At 48.8% G+C, this 20,219-nt stretch carries 10 protein-coding genes; 4 read left to right on the forward strand and 6 right to left on the reverse strand.

Features of this window, described 5'->3' with window-relative positions; translation table 11 throughout:
- Window positions 1-4 precede the first annotated feature (4 nt).
- The gene (locus tag HV350_RS05950; protein WP_181629999.1) at window positions 5-3,247 is read left to right on the forward strand and encodes a transporter substrate-binding domain-containing protein; all 3,243 of its coding nucleotides are present in this window, start codon (window positions 5-7) and stop codon (window positions 3,245-3,247) included.
- Window positions 3,248-3,321: 74 nt separating this feature from the next.
- On the opposite strand, the gene HV350_RS05955 is transcribed toward HV350_RS05950, so the two are convergent.
- Complete coding sequence (locus HV350_RS05955; RefSeq protein WP_016154099.1) at window positions 3,322-3,948, reverse strand: YfdX family protein; 627 nt, start codon at window positions 3,946-3,948, stop codon at window positions 3,322-3,324.
- Between the two features lie 280 nt (window positions 3,949-4,228).
- On the opposite strand from HV350_RS05955, the gene HV350_RS05960 reads away from it, so the two are divergent.
- Together HV350_RS05960 and HV350_RS05965 are read left to right on the forward strand one after the other, a co-directional pair.
- A complete protein-coding gene (locus HV350_RS05960) occupies window positions 4,229-4,825 on the forward strand; it encodes a DUF308 domain-containing protein (protein ID WP_181630001.1) in 597 nt (198 codons plus the stop codon).
- 56 nt (window positions 4,826-4,881) lie between these two features.
- Window positions 4,882-5,172: an HdeA/HdeB family chaperone gene (locus tag HV350_RS05965; protein WP_225622952.1), complete on the forward strand. Its 291-nt coding sequence runs from the start codon at window positions 4,882-4,884 to the stop codon at window positions 5,170-5,172.
- 361 nt (window positions 5,173-5,533) lie between these two features.
- On the opposite strand, the gene HV350_RS05970 is transcribed toward HV350_RS05965, so the two are convergent.
- The 5 genes from HV350_RS05970 to HV350_RS05990 all read right to left on the reverse strand — a co-directional run bounded on the left by HV350_RS05970 (window position 5,534) and on the right by HV350_RS05990 (window position 12,222).
- Window positions 5,534-8,650 carry an efflux RND transporter permease subunit gene (locus tag HV350_RS05970; RefSeq protein ID WP_016154096.1) on the reverse strand — a complete coding sequence of 1,039 codons (3,117 nt, stop codon included), beginning with the start codon at window positions 8,648-8,650 and terminating at the stop codon, window positions 5,534-5,536.
- 28 nt (window positions 8,651-8,678) lie between these two features.
- A complete protein-coding gene (locus HV350_RS05975; protein ID WP_181630005.1) occupies window positions 8,679-9,836 on the reverse strand; it encodes an efflux RND transporter periplasmic adaptor subunit in 1,158 nt (385 codons plus the stop codon).
- A 278-nt stretch (window positions 9,837-10,114) separates the two neighbouring features.
- The gene (locus tag HV350_RS05980) at window positions 10,115-10,681 is read right to left on the reverse strand and encodes a Slp family lipoprotein (RefSeq protein ID WP_181630007.1); all 567 of its coding nucleotides are present in this window, start codon (window positions 10,679-10,681) and stop codon (window positions 10,115-10,117) included.
- A 268-nt stretch (window positions 10,682-10,949) separates the two neighbouring features.
- Window positions 10,950-11,462 (reverse strand): hypothetical protein, encoded by a 513-nt coding sequence (locus HV350_RS05985; RefSeq protein WP_047414843.1) that lies wholly within the window; start codon window positions 11,460-11,462, stop codon window positions 10,950-10,952.
- Entirely contained in the window at window positions 11,452-12,222 is a 771-nt protein-coding gene (locus HV350_RS05990; protein ID WP_047499516.1) for a winged helix-turn-helix domain-containing protein, read from the reverse strand. Before HV350_RS05990 ends, HV350_RS05985 begins: the two co-directional genes overlap by 11 nt.
- Window positions 12,223-13,219: 997 nt before the next feature.
- Here HV350_RS05990 and HV350_RS05995 point away from each other — a divergent pair.
- Window positions 13,220-20,134 (forward strand): autotransporter outer membrane beta-barrel domain-containing protein, encoded by a 6,915-nt coding sequence (locus HV350_RS05995; RefSeq protein ID WP_249418038.1) that lies wholly within the window; start codon window positions 13,220-13,222, stop codon window positions 20,132-20,134.
- Window positions 20,135-20,219 lie beyond the last annotated feature (85 nt).

The following is a 20,219-nucleotide window of genomic DNA, read 5'->3' on the forward strand; positions in this document are numbered from 1 at the left end:
AGTAATGCTGGAACGCTTGTTTATTTTTTTGATGGTCATATTTACCATCGGGTTTTCTACGGGTGTAAGCTCAGCCCGGCAAGTTGAGCTAAAAAGTAACTATAATACCTCAGTACAACATATCGGCTTGAACAGGGAAGAAACAAACTGGTTAGCGCATAAAAAAACCTTGGTTGTTGGCACCTGGTTACCGGAAGTCTCCCCCATTGTTTATCAAAATAGCGGTGAATATTATCGGGGCGTCAACGCGGATTATCTTGCGCTAATGCAAAAGAATCTCAATATAAAAATTGTTATAAAGCAGTATGATAATGAGCAAGAAGCGCTGACCGCACTTGCCAGTAACGATGTAGATACATTGATAACTCAGCTGTCCCGGCGACAAGATGTCGGCGGCCATTTATTGCGCACTTCGGCATTACTGACGACGTGGCCGACGCTTGTGACCTCGCTAAAAAACACTATGCTGCCGCTGACCTCGGAGCATCCGGTTAGCGTCGCGTGTGTGCGAGATTGTCCTTTTCTTGATGTTATCCAGGATGCTTTTCCTGAAGCTAAAGTCTCATTTTTCGACGACGAGTATCAGGCCATGGCATCGGTAGTGAACGGTGATAACCAATATTATATTGGGAACAATATCACCAGCAGTCATTGTGTCTCCCGATATTTTTCGCAATCACTGGTTATTACGCACTACTTTGATAAACAAGAGCAATATAATTATTTTGTGGTGAAGGACGACCAGCCGGTATTAAGAAATATTCTTGATGGTTTCATTACGTCAATCAGTAATGAAATTCATATGCAGGTCATGCAGAACTGGCTGAACCGCGGTAACCTTGCTTTTCTGAATGCGCCTATTCCTTTTACCGATCAGGAAAAAGCGTGGCTGAAGAAGAAACATACTATTCGCATTCTTATCAATCCAGATTATCCGCCTTACACGCTTGTCGATCGCAGCGGTGAGTTACGTGGAATTCTTGGCGATTTGCTGAATATTATTCATCTGCAAACGGGGATTGATTTTGAGCCGGTTTTGGCCAACACCAAAAGTGAACAGACCAAACAAATAAGCGGCGAACGATGGGATATGTATCCCACTATCACCCTGACAAATCAAAATCAGCACAATTCGACCTTTAGCGATCCGCTGATGAATGTGGCGTTTGTGATTATCACTTCCCGCGATGAAACTGCCGACTCGTTACTGAATACACCGATCCGTATTGCGTTGCCCGCCGGACATGTTTTGGAAAGTGACCTGAAACAACGCTACCCGCAGGCCACCTGGGTGGATGCTGATACTGGCAGCGTCGCGATGACTATGCTCAGGGATGGCAAGGTTGACGCGGCAATTGCTACCGAATTGTCGGCAAGGTTCATGGTCGATCATGACTACCAGAAAAACATGCACTTTTTTAGGCTACCAGATATGCCTGGCGCGTCGGTGAGCTTTGCGGTTTCTCCCCACGAGCCCATGTTGAAGTCCGTCATGGATAAAGCGCTGCAGGCGATACCGCCGCGTGAGATTTTGCAGATGACGGAGAAGTGGTCGAAAATTTCTAATACGCAGGTCGATCTCTGGAGTAGGTATAGCAAACAGTTCTATCAACTGGTGGTGTTTGCGCTGTTGCTGATAGCAATTAGCCTGATCTGGGGGATCTCACTCTCCCGTGAGGTCAATAAAAGAAAACAATCACAGCGGCAGCTAGAAGAGCAGCTTCATCTCAAAGAGGCATTGTCCCAAGAACTGGAAACTGAAAAAAATAAAGCGATTGAAGCAACCAAGGCCAAAAGTCGCTTTCTTGCGAGCATGAGCCATGAATTACGTACCCCTGTCAGCTCGATTGTGGGCTTTCTGGAATTACTGTCGAGCTCAGAACTCAGCCCGGCACAACGAAAAGAGGCGATTGCTCTTACAGCAGCGACAGCCCAGTCATTGCTTGGGCTGATCGGTAAGATTCTGGACGTTGATAAGATTGAGTCTGGTAAATATCAGGTTGTTCCTCAATGGACGGATCTCTCGCAGCTCATTGAATTGCAGTGTCACTCTTTTGATGCCTTAGCCAGACAGAAAGGCGTTACGCTTGCTTGCGTAAGTCAGTTGCCGGCAAACGAGCGGGTGTTTGTCGATCAACAAGCTTTGCGGCAAATTCTCACCAACCTGGTGGGCAATGCGCTCAAGTTTACCGAGCAGGGTAGCATTCATGTGACAGCCCGTTTAACACCTGACGGGGAGAATCACGGTACCCTGACCATCGCCATTAGCGACACCGGTTGCGGGATTAGCGAAGAGGAGCAGGCCGGGCTGTTTCGTCGCTACGCTCAGGGGCGCTGTGGGCGTCAACAAACGGGGTCTGGTCTGGGATTATTTATCTGCAAAGAGCTGGTGACGCTGATGGGCGGTACGCTGGAGCTGATGAGCGTCCCGGCGCAAGGAACCACGTTTACCATAACGCTGCCGGTTGAGACAGCCCGCCAGTCAGTTGTACCGGATAGCAACACGCCGGGGGCGCTGTTGCCGCTGCCGTGTCTGTCTATTTTGATAGCAGATGACAACCCGACCAATCGCCTGTTGCTTAAGCGACAGTTGAACGCCATTGGTTACAGCGTGGATGAAGCGTGTGATGGTGAGGAAGCCGAAGCCAAACTGGCTAAAAAATCATACGACCTGTTGATAACCGATGTGAATATGCCGAAGAAGGACGGGTTTGATCTTGCGGCTTCGTTACGTCGTCAGCAGCCTCATTTACAAATATGGGGACTGACGGCCAGCGCGCTCCCACAGTCACGTGACAGGTGTCTGCAAAACGGCATGAATTTGTGTCTGTTTAAGCCCGTGTCGATTCAGACACTGACGCATGAATTAAGCAAAATCGAAACCGGTTATTCGTCTCCTTGTGCAATCCGGCATCTGAAATTCAATGTCTTGACGGAAAATACCGGCGGCGATCGCGCATTAATGAACGAGATACTCGAAACATTCCGCGAGGCAACGTTTAGCGATTTACAGGCGGCCGAGAAAGCCGTTGAGCAAGACGAACCCCAGCTGTTTTTACGAGCCCTTCACCGGTTGCATGGTTCGGCGCAAATTCTGGGCATTACTGCTCTTCAGACGCTATGCGAACCTTTTGAATCGATGCGACATGACGATCTTCCTCTGGCAGTACGCCAGGAAGCATTACAGAAGATTGTTGCCGTCATGCGGGAAATTGAGATTGAGATTAACAGTTTGATTAGCCATTAACCCCCCTGATCGGGTTGCCGTAGCAACCCGATCAGGAGAGAAAGTCCTGGTTCAACACTCCGTAGTGCTGAGTATTACTGGCCTGCGCCCAGCATCTCGCTATCGATCACAATGCCTTCTTCAGCACCCTTTAACACAAGGTTTGCTTCATAGTATTTACCTGAAGACAGCAGTTTTTGAGCGCTGGCAACGGCTTTACGCGTCTGATTCAGGGGCATCAGGTATTGGGTCTGAAGCACGCTGATACCCGCCAGTTGCAAGGTATCCACAGCACCTTTCCAGTCGCCTTTAGCCATTTTGCCATTCGCTGTATTGATAGCGGATTCTTTAGCTGGGGTGGCAATATAGTCTTCTGACAGCGCAATCGTAGCGTTAATAATCACGTACTGATCGTCAATCATCTTGGCTTTAGGCGCAGCTTTTACAAATTTCGCCCAGTCGTGGCTGTCACCCGCAAGCAGGGAAGCGGCGTCATCGGTTAACTTTTTAGCACTGTCAGGCTGTCCATGAAACAGGGCCAGACGGGCAAGCTGAATATCACGCATCGCGTTTGCACCTTGTACTGCGACCTGCATAATATCGGCAGCTTCTTTTTGTACATTGGCGGTAGCAGTTTGTGCCGGCGTGGTAGTGGTAGCTGCCAGTACCGGGGCTGAGCCCATCATGGTTGCAAGCAGACCTGCAAGAATAATCTTTTTCATTACTTTCTCCTGAATAAATTTGGTATATCTCACCAAACGAAATAAGCATATTAAATAACTTCGAAGAGTGGAATCAGAGCCAGGATAGAATAATGAGCGTTTAATCTTACAGATGTCAGACGTCTGACACATGTAGGATTATACGGATAATGACATTCCTTTATTCTTATATACGAATTCGGAGTGAAAGTCTTATCATCCAATTGTAAGTGATATGTATTAAGTGAATATTACTCTTTTATTAGTAGGTTGCATTGCGTTTCTATGTAACGGAGGATGTATGTTTGTTTTTAATCAGCGTAGCCTGAAAGAATTTAATGAAAAAACACTATTTCATTATAAAAGACACGCCACAATCATGGCCGTGCTGTTGTTGGTTTGTGGCATCTGCTGCTTAATCTATCCAATCGCTGCAGGTGTTTACTTAAGCTATGCAACAGGTTTTATGTTCCTGGTGTGCGGCTTCTATTCTATTTACAGCCTGTTTTCCTCGGGTAAAAAGCAGTTGAAAGCCAAATTTACCTATGCCTTTTTTGCTATCGCATGGTTGCTGCTAGGATACTGTTTCCTCGAAAATCCTGTGATAGGTATGAATTCATTGGCAATGGTTTTTTGTTGCCTGTTTATTCTTGGCGGGATTTTTCGTGTTGCTTCCGGCGTCAAAATGTTCCGCAGTCCGGGCTATGGATGGAATATTTTTATCGGTATTTTTGACCTGCTTATTGCAGCCGTGTGGCTGAATATGGATCCCGACCGTTCTTATGTATTTACCTCCATCTTTATAGGCGTTGAGATGATCTTTAGTTCTTTGGCTTTTATCAGTCTGCGCAGAAATGCGTCGTTGGTACAAACTGAAAAACTCGCCGATAAAAATTAATGCTACTTCTGGAGTGCATTGTGAATATTAAATTGATTGTCTCTGCAGCTATTCTTATGACCTCTGTTTTGGCGCCGATGAGCCGTGCTTTTGCTACACAGGCAACGGAAGCGGCGCCACAAGATATGACCTGTAAAGAATTCGTTGATATGAGTCGGCAATACATGACAGCAATTGCCTTTGTGATTGTTAATAAAAATTCGGATTTTAAAGGCGATGATTATGTTCCCCTGCACGAGGTGGAAACTGTCGCTGTACCGAAGATGATTAAAATGTGTCATCGACACCCTGATACTAAATTGGGCGAGCTGGCCGTAAATCGGAAGGGCTCCGGTCTGAACTATTGATTACCCGTTTTGATAGCCTGGCATGAGTCAGAATTGACAACCTCTGTACCTACCTTAGTTGTTACCCTACAAGAAAAAATCCCCGTAATGTTTACCCTGCTATCCACGAGAAATTCGCTGGATAACAGGGCCCGCTAACAACCGTAGACCTGATAAGCGAAGCGCCACCGGGCATTGATTACCCGCAGAGCAGAGGGACTCAAGTGTGATGGAGAATGCCACTCTTAACGTAGTCACAGTATCGTCGCTGTAATGAAATGAAGAACTTAAGGTGAACGGAACCCTTTCTCTGAGAGAGCATTGAGAATCCCTGGGATTTAATAAACTTATCCCAGGGATAATCACGTACGAGGGCAGGGAATCAGCGCCGTGTTTTGAATCGCGCCAGCATGTTTTCTACGAGAACAAAGAACAGCGGAACAAAGTAGATCGCCAGCACTGTTGCGGCCAGCATCCCACCAATAACACCCGTACCGACGGCATTTTGCGCGCCAGAGCCCGCGCCGTTGCTTATTGCCAGAGGGATTACCCCTAAGATAAAGGCCAGTGACGTCATCAAAATAGGGCGTAAGCGCATTTGCGCGGCCTCTACTGCGGCTTCAAGCGGCGTTTTTCCTTCCTTTTGCATGATCTCGACGGCGAACTCGACGATCAGAATGGCGTTTTTAGCCGAGAGCCCCATGGTGGTGAGCAGGCCTACCTGGAAGTAAACATCATTGCTCAGGCCGCGCAAGTCGGTCGCCAGCAAAGCGCCGACCACCCCGATTGGCACAACCAGCATTACCGAGAACGGTATCGACCAGCTTTCATACAGTGCCGCCAGTGCCAGAAATACGACGATCAGCGAAATGCCGTACAGCATTGGTGCCTGGTTTGTGGACAGCGCCTCCTGATAAGACAGACCGGTCCAGGCATAGCCGACGCCCGCGGGCAGTTTGTTTATCAGCGATGCCATAAATTTCATCGCATCGCCGCTGCTTTTCCCTTCGACCGGCTGGCCCAGAATTTCCATTGCAGGCTGACCGTTGTAGCGTTCAAGGCGGGGAGAACCGTAGGTCCATTCGGTGGATGAGTAGGCCGAAAGCGGCGTCATAGCGCCGGAGGCATTACGTACGTACCAGTGATTAATATTATCCGGCAACATACGGAACGGCGTATCGGCCTGGACATACACTTTTTTAACGCGTCCCTGATTCAGGAAATCATTGACATAGCGACTACCGAACGCCGTGGAGATGGTCTGATTGATATCCGATAATGCAACGCCCATGGCTTCCGCCTTCGTGGCGTTAACATGAATGCGGAACATCGGTGTATCTTCCAGACCATTCGGGCGCACCCCGTCGACCTCACCGGACGACTGGTTGGCCAGCGCCAGAAGCTCGTTTCGGGCCTGCATCATTTTTTCATGCCCAAGGTTACCGTTATCCAGCAGCTCCATGTCAAAACCTGAAGCCGTTCCCAGTTCTGCAACAGCGGGTAAATTAAACGGATAAACGACGGCATTATTGATGGTGCTTAAGGCCATCATCGCCCGTCGAATAATGGCGGTAACTGAGTTTTCTTCACCAACGCGTTCTGACCACGGTTTCAGGCTGATAAACGCCAGACCGTTGTTTTGCCCCTGGCCGCTGAAACCAAATCCGCCTACGGTGAAAACCGAAGCGACATTTTTCTGTTCTTTCGTCAGGTAGTAATCCGTTATTTCCCCGAGCACTTTGCTGGTGTTCACCATCGTCGAGCCCGAAGGCAATTGCGCGGTGGTCATGAACACCCCCTGGTCTTCTTCAGGCAAAAAGGAGGTCGGGGTACGTAGAAACAGCACAATCATGCCCGCGCCAATCACTAAGTACACGACCATATAACGGCCTGTGCAACGTAGCAGTTTACGGGTGCTATCCGTGTAGTGCTGAGTACATTTCTCCATAAAGTGATTGAAACGGGTAAACAGAAAATGTGTGTTTGCTTTTTCTCCCTCGTGGGATTTCAACAGCATGGCGCAGAGTGCTGGCGTCAGGCTCATCGCCACAAACACCGACAGCAGCATAGAGGAGATTAAGGTGATAGAAAACTGACGGAAAATTTCACCGGTTGCTCCGCTCATAAATGCCATCGGCATAAATACGGCGGATAACACAACGGCAATACCGACCAGCGCTCTTTGCAACTGGCCCATCGCTTTGTGGGTAGCCGCTTTTGGTGACAAGTGTTCTTCGGCAATAATGCGTTCTACGTTCTCAACCACCACGATGGCATCATCGACTAACAACCCTATCGCCAGCACCATGCCAAACATCGTGAGCGTATTAATCGAAAAACCCGCGACGTCGAGTATCGCAAAGGTGCCAAGGATAACTACCGGAACGGCGATTGTGGGGATAAGCGTCGCGCGGAAACTTTGCAAAAACAGATACATGACGAGGAATACCAGAATGATTGCCTCGATCAAAGTATGAAAAACCCCCTGAATCGAAATTTCGATAAACGGAGTGGTGTCATAGGGATAAACGGTTTTCATGCTGGCCGGAAACCAGGCCGATAATCTGTTCAGCTCCTGTTTGACTGCCTGGGATGTTTCCAGGGCATTCGCGCCAGCGGCAAGTTTAATTGCAATCCCGGCGGCGGGTTTGCCGTTGTAACGTGCAACCGTTGCATAATTTTCCGCACCCAGCTCAATTCGCGCGACATCGCGCAGCAGAACCTGGGAGCCATCTTGCTGAACTTTAAGGAAGATCTTGCCAAATTCATCGGTAGTTTGCAGGCGCGTCTGGACGATTATCGACGCATTTAGCTGCTGATCGGCTGACTGAGGCATACCTCCCAACTGCCCACCCGATATCTGATTGTTCTGAACTTTGAGCTGGGTAATGACGTCCTGAGGTGTGAGGTTATACTTGTCGAGCTTTTGCGGATCCAGCCAGATACGCATGGCGTATTGCGAACCGAATAACTGTACGCTCCCCACCCCGGCAGTGCGGCTTATTGGGTCTTTAATGTTCGAGGCCACATAGTCGGCAATATCATATTGGCTCAGGCTGTTATTATCAGAGATAAAGCCGGCGACCATCAAAATATTGCTGCTGGATTTATCAACACTGATCCCTTGCTGCTGTACTTCCTGCGGTAAAGAAGGCATCGCCAGCTGCAGTTTATTCTGTACCTGAACCTGCGCAATATCGGGTGACGTGCCCGTTTTGAAGGTCAGGATAATCGACGCATTACCTGCCGCATCGCTGGTGGATGACATATACATCAGGCCATCAAGACCATTCATGTTCTGTTCAATCACCTGAGTCACGGAGTCTTCAACGGTCTTTGCGTCTGCCCCTGGGTAGGCAGCGCTGATGGTAATGGTTGGGGGAGCAATTTGTGGATACTGGGCGATCGGCAGGTTCATTATCGCGATACCGCCCGTAAACATCATGATAATGGCGAGCACCCAGGCGAAAACCGGGCGCTCAATAAAAAAGTTGGCCATGAAGAAAGTGTCCTTAATACCTGAAATATTACTGTTCAGTTCCCGCGTCAGGAGTGGTCAGTTTTGAAGGGAGGACCCGGGCTTTGATTCCCGGACGAATTCTTTGTAATCCGGACACAATGACCCGATCGCCGGGGCGTAATCCTGCGGTCACCAGCCATTGATTGCCAACGGCCTTCACGGCGTTTATTTCGCGCAGTTGCACCACGTTTTGCTGGTCAAGGATCAGCGCGGTGGCTTTTCCTTGTTCGTTATGCGTAATCCCTTGTTGGGGGACCATCAAAACATTCTGCTGGCTGCCTTCGTCCAGCAACGCCGTGACATACATGCCGGGTAAAATTTCACCTTCAGGATTGGGGAACACGGCGCGCAAAGTCACCGATCCGGTGGTCTCATCGACGGCGGGATCGGAAAACTCAAGCGTACCGGTATGGCGATAGGGTTTGCCGTTTTCCAGCATCAGCTCAACAGGAATTTTGCCTTGTTGCTGGGCAATTTTGCCGTTGGCTTTCTCTTCTTTCAGGCGTAAGAAATCTTGTACTGACTGTGTTAAATCAACATAAATCGGATCCAGCCGCTGAACGGTGACCAGCGCGTTTTCCTGATTTGCGGTGACCAGGGCACCCACGGTTACGGAGGATTTACCGCTGATGCCATCAATCGGTGAGGTGACATTAGCGTAACGAAGGTTGATGGTGGCCTGCTCAAGATCCGCTTTGGCGACGGCGACATTGGCTTCTGCTTCATTAAGCTGTGAGCGTGTCGTGTCGTAGTCCTGGCGGCTGACGTAATTGGATTTTATTAATGCTGACTGCCGATTTAATGTCAGACGCACATTATTGGCCGTCGCCAGTGCCTTTGCCAGCGCGCCTTTGGCTGAATCCAGTCGTGCCTGCAGCGGGGCAGGATCTATTTGATACAGTGACTCTCCTTTGCTGACTTTATCACCTTCAATAAAGTTGCGTTTTATGATGATCCCACCAACCTGAGGGCGGATTTCGGCGATCTCGAATGAAACCGCGCGACCTGGAAGTTCACTTTTAATATTCACTGAAGAGGGCTCTAAGGTAACAACGCCGACCTCGGGCTCCATCGCGGTGGTTTTTACTGCAGGTTTATTATCGCAGGCGGTGATGATGACGCTACTAAAAAATAATGGTATCAACAGTAAGCATTTTCTGTTCATAGTAATCCCTGAATAAATCGTAAACACCAATGTTCTTTTATTACAGGCAGGGTGGAAGAGTTATCGGTAAATAACAAAAGATGCTCAGGCATGAGATGGCTAAAGCCCATTTTTTCGCTCAAGTGTTAGCGGGTAAAATTATATGTAACAGGAAGAATGCGTGCTAAGCGAAGGATCTCATAAAGCAGGATGGCGCAATAAGGTCAACGCGGGGTGATGTGCTGGGCGTTTGTCAGTACCCGACTCCGGTATATATTCGCGCCATCTTACTACAGAGATTATTTCACTAGCTCCGGAGTTACCTGAGTTACTGTATTAGCGTAATAGGGGGCGCCCCACATGGGTTCAGGCCAGAACGCGCCATAGCCGTAATCCCACATATTATAGGTAGTGTTGACTGACTCCGTTAAATGCCAAACCTGAATACCTTGTAAATCAACTTTAACAAAGTTGTACGGGACTTTGTTGATGAATCCTGGTTCATCTCCTTGAATTGTCCCCAAAATAGTAACGAAATGGTTTCTGTAGTTTACCGGATCGAGAAAACCTTTCTGCTGGGTAAGAATGCGCCCCTGATAGCTCGCGTCTATTTGCGGTTTAGCATAGTTGTTCAGTGGCAGAACGGCGATTTCCAGTAATGTATCCGTTTTGGTGTTAATCACATTGATGACTTTACCCCCAAAGCGGGCCTGCTGACCGGTATATAATCCCGGTTGGTTATGCACGGAGATAAAGTTTTTTTGTATATCTGGTTGATTATTACCTTTGATATTCTCAGGAATTGAAGCACATGACGCCAGGGTGAAAGCAAGGGCAACAATTATCAACCCTTTTGTTTTTTTCATTTTACTTTCCTGCTAAAAAAAGACAGGCCAATAATAACCCTTTGCTCATTATTGTCAGCAAACGTGCCGTTGATTATCTAAAATTAATATTATTGTAGCTTATGGTAATAACAGGCTGTATTTTATCTGGTCGCTGGATAAGGGCGAAAGTGTGTGGCGACAGGGAAAGCGATTTACTGTCGCCACACGTGGAGTCAGGGCCAATGCGTTACCGTGCCCTGCTCTGGTTTAGCCAGGCGGGTAGGCAATCCTGGATTACGGCTTATTACTACGATTTACTAACGCAGACGTTCGTTGGCGAAAAGGTATTGCCTAACAGGTAGGCATTATCAATTTTATATATTTGCGCACGCTTACTGGGTGTGAACGGGTCATAGATATTATGGATAAACATCTCATCCGACACGTTATCCAGACTGTGTTTACTCATTTTCACGTCTTGCAGAAAAACGACGCCTTTATCTTTTATCCGATAATTAAAACTGACGGAGCGTTGCAGGATAAGGCGACGTCCTGGGCGGTTGTCTGCCAGTGGGGTTGTGGTAATAATCCCTGAGAAATCAATGACGCCAGTGTTATCTGTTTGCAACTGGATCATCAGGCTACCATCGTATTTCCCACCCCCGGGCAGTTCGGGTAGTGAAAGTGTGGAGACGCAATGCACGCTTATTCCCTGATTGACTGGAATGAGGGTGATTCCATTCGCGCTTAACAAGGCGCTGACAGCGACCAGAACGGCCGCTCCTGCAAGTAATATCTTGGTTTTATATTTAGTATTCATGGATATAAAGGTCCTTGCATCCAGCAAACTTTGTTTTTTCTGCATTATTGAAAGTACAGCGGGATAAAAATATGCGACCTTTTTCGCCGTAGACGTACAGATCGTCAGGCTGGAAAATAAACAATGCGCCAGCCAGACACTTCAGGTGTAAATCAGCCATTTTTTTGGCTTTTTCAAGTTTCGCAGTTGCCACTTCTCGTGAGCTTTCAAAAACGGTATAGACCGGACAGAGATCGATATTGCCAAGTTTATACAACTGCACGACGGGAAGGTTGTTTTGAGTGCTGTTAAACAATGTGTTGACTGGGTAAAGAAGCATGAATAACGAGACCCCCCCAGCTGCAAGCAGCATCATTTTTACGCGTTTTGACAGGGAAGGTGTGGCTTTTGCGGGAGTGAGGGACGCCGCGGAAACCAAAGGCGATTCCTCTATGGTGGTTACCAATCCTTCAGCGATGAAAAAGCCGACCCGTGGTACGGTTTGAATGATCTCGTGTTCACAACCGAGCTCCTGTAATCCTTTACGAATCAAAGAAATATACTGGCTTAATGAGTTGTTTGAGGCTTGCAGACCATTTTTGTCCCAGACATTCGTAAACATCTCTTCTCTCGAGACTACTTTCCCTTCCTGCTCGAGGAGATAGGTGAAGATCCTGTTTGCGGTAATAGACAGGGTGAGTGAGTTGTCCGACGGACTCAGACTCGCCAAAACGCCATCATCAGTCCTAAATGTAACTTCATTGTTAATTAGATATTTCATTTTTTCATCATTAACAGGGTATTACGTAATTATAAACCATAGTGGTATTTCTTCTTCACTACAGTATCGTGAGAGGTGACAGGGCCGATGCAGGATGAGGGGGGCATTTGAGCATTGTAAAATATCCCCTCTGGCATAAAAAACTATGAAATTGTTCATTTTAAGTATAAATGCCTACTTCACGCTGATTAAATTATAAGAGTGCTACTATTTTCAGATAGACCATTATAATCATTCGCCGGTTTGAGAACTGCGTAGTTCTGAGTCTCTGGTTGATTTACAAATTGTCAGTAACTTTAGTAAGTGGCATTTTTATAATGAGTAAACGAAAAGTTACTTAAGTAAAATAATCTAAAAATAGTATGGTATCAAGCGTCTTAAACAATAATTAGAAAGGCTTTGATATTTTTTACTTATTACATTCAACCCCTGGCGGTACAGATGCCGCGGAACTTGCTTATCGCGAGGTGTGTTTTCGACTGACTGAAATCCCTGTTTCTCGCAGTTATAATTTAAGTAACTCAAATGGGTTATGTTTTTCAATATAACCCATGCAATAAGATTTCTCTTATAAGTTGTTTGTTGTTTAAGAGCTGTGATTATAAATGTTTTTTACGGGGTATGAAATAAATTAATATGCGTTTTATTTAATTTGAAATGTTTGTTTATTGTGTAGAAAATTAGGTCGTCATATTACATTGTTTATGCAATTCATTAACAGTTGCTTATGTGTTCCTGTGATGACATCGATACTTAAAACTATAATCACTTATCTTTTTAGATAAAACATCTATAAATTGCAAATTTATCAGTATAAATAGATTGGTTGTTGATGCGGTAATACCATTCGTCATGTACAGATCGCTCAATGTTTCAGCGGAAAAAACTCCAGAGAAGAGGTATCTGACCGCTGGGTAATTATGAGCATCCCATAATGCTATGTGACCACGAATTTTTCCCAGGAAGGGTATTCGTGGAATTATTCGGAATGGTAATGATGAACAAGATTTTTAAAGTGGTATGGAGTGTTTCGCACTCTTGCGCGGTTGTTGTTTCTGAACTGGCAAAACGTTGTGGTGCTTCTGTGGAAACCAATAGTTCTGCCCGCATTGAATCTGGAACGCATAAATTTAATATTTCAAGAATTGCGCTAAGTATAATAGGTGCCGTACTGGCTACGCATTCAATATATGCTTTTGCCGCTGACTACGTCTTGCCTGATTACTTACCGTCGACTAACGCTAATGGCGCAGGGCAACTTGTTGTCGGTGACGGTGAAACCATGAATATTATCACCGGTACTAAAGGATATGGCAGCATCGCCTCTGGTGCATCGGGCTTTAAAACGATGACTATTCAGCAGGCAATGGATAATGGTTATATTTCGTCAGGTAGTGAAAATATAAATCTGACGCAGACGACTTTAGGTGGTCGTACCCACAGCATTCAATACGTTGACCCCATCACCGGGGCTTCGCGTACAGTCCAGGTGTATGACAGCGATAATTTTGCCTCTACCAGCGTTGGCGATCTGACGACTTATCTGGGGGTCAGCGTCGGTGATGGGCAGTATGTGAATATGAAGCTGGCGACAGTGACATCAGGCGGCACGCTTGATGTGAATGTTGGTTCAACGGAAAGCGGCTGGGCATCAAACTCGGCAAATATCTTCAATGCTGTCACCAAGGTCTCTGGAGTTTATAACGTTGAGAGCAGCGCCAGTGACACTAAAGACGCGGTACTGAATTACAACGCCAAAACCATCGTACAAAGCGGTAGCATTGGTAATGTCGCGAAAAATACCGGTAAAGATTATAACTTTGATACCGCAACCTATAACGGCACCTTCTCCAGCGCGCTTGGCGAGTATACGGTTAATAATCTTGATGATTTAAAAAACTACAATGATGCTCTGGTGAAAGCCGTAGAGGCTGGGCAACTTTCGCCCACGGACTACGAAGCTGAGCTTCATAAAGCCTATTCCACGGAACAGAAAAACATTCACTTCGACACCAATATCCCGGATGGCGATGCGGTGTTGCAGGCTGCGAATCGTGATGTGAACAGTTTTATTAAAGCTTCCGGTGCGCGCTCTGTCGTCAATATTTCTGCTGATGCCAATATTCAGGCGGTTTTTAGCGATACCTCCGTGGTGACGCTGACCGACGGAGCCACCCTCAATAACAACGGCACACTGGGGGTTGCCGCCGGTGCAGCCGGTGGTGATTATGTCGTTTCAGCGCGTGATAGCATCGTAAATAACAATGGAATTATTGATGCGGGTACCAGTCTTGATGTGAAAAATGCGTGGGTTGGCGCCCATACCGGGATTCTCGCGACCGGGACGACAAAGGTAAAGAACGACGGCGTCATCAACCTTGCCTCGCATCAGGATATCTATAACGCCTATGGCGTGCTGATGAATGACACGGCGACCTTTATTAATAACGGAGTAATGAATATTGCCACCGGAGGTGAGCCTGCGAAATCTTCCGATGGTGTCTATACCTACGGCGTGTTTGTTCAACGTAATGCAGTGGCTACTAATAACGGGACGCTCTACATCGGACGCTCTGCACAAGCGGTAAAAGATGAGGCGACCAGAGAAGTCCAGGTCACTCTTCCGGCCATTGGTATGTTTGTGAAGAGTGGAACCATCAATAACACCGGGAACATCACGATCGGAGAAAAAGTCGAGAATGCTGTTGCCATTCAGGCAAACGGCAGTGCGTCTCCTGGTGCAATCAACGTTACCCAGGACGGCGTCATTGACATCAATGGCATCGGCTCAGCGCAAAATATTGGCCTGATGGGGATTAACGGTGCAAAAGGGCTGGTAAACAGCGGCACGATTAACCTCAATGGGTACAGCGCCAGCGGTATTGAACTGCAGGGAGGGAGTCAGGCGCTTCATTCGGGCACGATAAATATCACCAATGGTAGTACCACGGATAATACATTAAAAAATATTGGTGCCTGGGTCGAGGGGACCGGGTCTCAACTTACGATGAGTGGGAGTGTGAATCTTGCTGCTGATAACGCCATTGGTCTGCACGTTCGTGACGGCGGTGTTATCGATATTACCGATACAGGCAAAGTCTCATTTACCAGTGGCAAAAACCAGATTGGCTATTTTATTTATGGTGAAGGTTCAAAAGTAAACGCCTCCTCTACCAATACGCAAGATGTCTCGACTGAAGGGTCAACATTATATCGCATAGAAGGTGGTGCGACTTTTGATGGCAGCGGGTCGTCTGGTACGACAATGACGGCATCAGGCACCGACAGCACTATTCTGCAGGTGACCGGGACGGGGAGCCATTTTGATTCCGGCTCGCAATCGCTGAGTATCACGGGTGACGGCGCGACCGGGATTCGGGTTGAAGGCGGAGCGGATGGGGTTATCACCAAAGACGCGGTGATCGTGAAACTTTCCGGTAAAGACACCACCGCCGGGATTGTGGACGGTAATTATTATGACTTGTCCGGGAATGTCGATGAAAATCAGAAAGGTGACTCAACCCTGACCAGTTACGCCACGCTGAATACCAGTAATACGGCGGATGGTGCTTTCGGCTACATCGCCCGCAACGGCGGTACGCTCAACCATAAAGGCAGCATCGACTTTGACCAGGCGGGTAGCACAGGCGTGCTGGTTTCCGGTGGTACGTTGAATAACGACGGCGATATCAAGGTTAATGGCGTGGCGGTCAGCATCGAAGGCGCTGATTCCGTTGTGAACAACAATGCGACGGTTACCGCGACGGATGGCACCGCAGCCTATCTCGTGGGCGATGATGCGTCATTAAGTTTGACGGGTTCGGGAGAAACCAAAGCATCGGGAGACGCGCACGGTATCTTGTTGGCCGCCGGTGCGAAAGGTCTGCTGGTCGATGGAGCCATCATCACGATGGACAGTACGGGTAAAGGAAGCGCGATTGAAAACGTCGCCAACATTGCGGGTATCCAGCTAAAAGATACAACTATCAGTGTGGGGAATGGAATCGGTATTCATACCGGAGCATCCCTGGCGCAGACCAACTCCGGAACGATTAATGTTACGGGGAGCGGTACGGGGATCCTGTTTGAAAATATCGACGGCAGCGAAACGAATCAAACGCTGGATATGTCTGACTCGCGCGATCTGGTTATCAATGTTGAGCAGGCTGCGGGTAAAGGGATCGTCACCAATGCGTCAACCGACCTGAAAACGGGCGTCAGCGTTAACGTACTCGACGTTAACGGTGGTGAAGCGTTGATTGTCGGTGGCACGACCAAAAATGTTGAACAGGCTGGTGAGTTGACATCGAAATCGACCAGCCACGCGGTGGTGAATGTTGATAACGGTTCCCTGGAAACGTTTATCAATAAAGGCGTTATTAAAGCGCTGGATGCGTCGCAAAAAGCGGTAGAAATGCTCTCGGGGGCAGGCATCGCGTTTACTAACGCGGCGGGTGCCAGCATTGTTGGTCAGGTTAACCTGATGAGCGGTGATAACACCGTTACGCTGGAGTCTGGCAGTACCGCAACCGACATCAAGACGGGCAGTGGTAACGATCTGTACCTACTGAAAGATGTCAAAGAGACAGAAACCTCACTGTTTACCAGCCTCAATGGTGGTGATGGGGAGGATACACTTCAGTTGAATAACGCACAGTACATCCTCAATCACGCCGATGCTATTACCGGCATGGAGCATATCGATCTCACTGCTGGTTCAGTATTTACCGTTAATAATGTTGATTTTGCGTTGGGTGATAACCAAAACGATGCGACCGGTACGGGTTACAACATTGATACGACCAGCACCTTGTCGCTGAATTCTGACGCTGCGCTGGCTTTTAATAGCCATCTGGCGGGAACCGGAACTGTCGCCGTTGATGCCAGCGGTAATGCGTTTGATTTTACCAGCAACAATGCGGCAGATGGATTCAACGGTACGCTGGCGCTGACGAACAGCACTTTTGAGCTGGCTGGATTAAACACTCAGGCGCTGAGCCAGGCAACATTAAATGTAGGCGAGGGGAACGTCACCCACGTGGGGTCCGGTGAGCAAAATATCGGAGGCCTGGCGTTTAACGGCGGCACCATCAGCTTTGACGGGGTGACGCCGGGGCAGAGCAGTTCCGAAGGAACAATTCATGCTGGCGCGATGGATCTCTCCGGACGCGGAACCGTGCAGGTTGATACCGGCACGATTACAAACGATCGTCCGCTGGCTGATACCACGCTATCACTTCTTGAGCAGGACGATGCGCAGTCCCTGATTCAACTGGCAACATCTGATTCTTCCGTCACCGGCGGTGCGGGCAATCTGACGCTGACCGATAGCAATGGCAATATCATCAGCGATGGGGTTGAAGCCGGTATCAGCCAAAATGGCGAGATTGTTGCGAATGGAACCTATGATTATCGCCTCACCGGAGGGGATAACGATGATGGACTGTACATTAGCTATGGTCTGACACAAGTCGAACTGCTCGCTTCCGGAGACAATGCACTGGTCCTGGATGCGAACGGAAAAACCGGTAATGCCGCAGATCTGAGCGCTCGCGTGACTGGCAGTGGCGATCTGGCGTTTGACAGCGCCAAAGGCCAGACGGTATCGCTATCGAATATGGATAACGATTACACCGGTATCACCGATGTGCGCAGCGGCAACCTGCTGATGAAAAACGATAATGTTCTGGGACAGACCGGTGAACTACGTCTGGCCGCCGATACCGGTTTTGACATGAATGGTCATAGCCAGACTGTCGGTAAGCTGACGGCGGGGGCTGACTCACTGCTGAACATCAATGGCGGTAGCCTGACCCTGGAGCAGGGCGGAACAGCCGATGGAATATTGACCGGAAGCGGCGCGCTAAACATCAATGGCGATACGCTGACCATCACCGGTGAAAACAGCACGCTGACGGCAAAAACGACCATTGCAGAAGGTGCGCGCGTGCTGATGAACACGACGCTGGGTCTCGGCACGGGCGATATTGTGGCGGCGGGAACGCTGACGATGAATAAGGCGGCAGGTGTACTTTACAACAGCATCAGCGATGCCGGACGGATTGAACTTACCGAAAGCGATGTCGCGCTGGTGGGCAATAATAGTGCCTTTACGGGACAATTTGCTATTGATGCGGATTCCCGGCTCACCGCGTTCACCGCAGAAAATCTGGGCAGCGCAGAGGTGCGCAATAGCGGTTCACTGGTGCTGGACAGTCATACCGACTGGCAGCTTAATAACGACGTTTATGGTAGCGGCGACGTGACCAAGCTGGGAGCTGGATCCATTACTGTCGGTGATAACGCCGCCTGGACGGGGAAAACGGATATTGAGCAGGGCGGCCTGGTTCTGGGTGACGGCACATCTCCCGTCACGCTTGCCAGTACCGAGGTCAACATAGCTACGGCGGGGATGCTCTCGGGTGTAGGGGGCGTCGCAGGTAATGTGAATAACGCCGGTGTGCTGCAGGTGGGTACCGGGACCGGTGACAACCTCCTGTTCACTGTAGAGGGAGACCTGGTTAACAGCGGTATCCTCGCAACCGGTGTGAATGGTCAGCAGGCCGGTAATCAACTGGTGGTCAATGGCAATTACACGGGTAATGATGGTCATCTTTCCTTAAACACCGCGCTGGGGGATGACAATTCCGTTACGGATAAGCTGGTGGTGAAAGGTGATACCAGTGGCACTACTTCTGTCAGCGTCACTAACGCCGGTGGGAAAGGTGCCGCAACGATTGATGGTATCGAAGTTATCCATGTTGATGGCGTATCGGACGGTGAGTTTATTCAGGCTGGCCGTATTGTGGCGGGGGCATATGACTACAGCCTTGGACGTGGTCAGGATGAAAACAGCGGCAACTGGTATCTGACCAGCGGTAAAACCAACCCCGATCCGCAGCCAAACCCGGATCCAGATCCCGATAAAGATCTGCGTCCGGAAGGCGGCAGCTACACGGCTAACCTGGCGGCAGCCAACAACATGTTCGTCACCCGTTTGCACGATCGTCTGGGCGAAACGCAGTATATCGATGCCCTCACCGGCGAGCAGAAAGTCACCAGCATGTGGATGCGCCACGTCGGTGGGCACAACAACTGGCGTGACGGTAGCGGCCAGTTGAAAACCCAGAGCAACCGTTACGTATTGCAACTGGGGGGCGACATTGCGCAATGGAGCCAGAATGGGCTTGATCGCTGGCACCTTGGCGTGATGGCGGGCTACGGTAACGATCACAGCAATACCCAGTCTTCACGCACGGGCTATCGTTCAAAAGGCTCAGTGAATGGCTACAGCACCGGTGTTTATGCCACGTGGTATGCCAATGATGCGTCGCATAACGGCGCCTGGCTGGACAGCTGGGCTCAGTACAGCTGGTTTGATAACAATGTTAAAGGCGATGACCTGCAAGGCGAATCGTACAAATCGAAAGGGGTTAGCGCTTCGCTGGAAATGGGATATGCCCAAAAAATGGGCGAGTTTGCCGGCAGTCACGGAACGCTGAACGAATGGTACATACAACCTCAGGCGCAGGCAGTCTGGATGGGAGTGAAGGCGAACGACCATCGTGAAAGTAACGGTACCCGTATCACCAGCAACGGTAATGGTAATGTGCAGACCAGACTGGGCCTGAAAACCTGGATTAAGAGCCATCACCAGATGGATAACGCTAAAGAGCGTGAATTCCAGCCGTTTGCCGAGCTGAACTGGCTGCACAATTCACGCGATTTCAGTACGACCATGGATGGCGTGAATGTGCGCCAGGATGGAGCGAAAAATATTGCCGAGGTAAAAGTGGGTGTGGAGGGACAGGTGAGTCCTCGTCTTAATCTGTGGGGCAATATCGGGGTTCAGGCTGGCGACAAAGGGTATAACGACAGCGCTGCGATGGTAGGTGTGAAATGGAACTTCTAAGCTGATTCTACCGGGCAAGTTCAGCCAGACTGGCGCATGTCAGTCTGGCCATTTCCTCCTGAAATAATCTCAAAAATCGTCCTTC

This window comes from Citrobacter sp. RHBSTW-01013, assembly GCF_013781985.1.
GTDB lineage: Bacteria > Pseudomonadota > Gammaproteobacteria > Enterobacterales > Enterobacteriaceae > Citrobacter > Citrobacter braakii.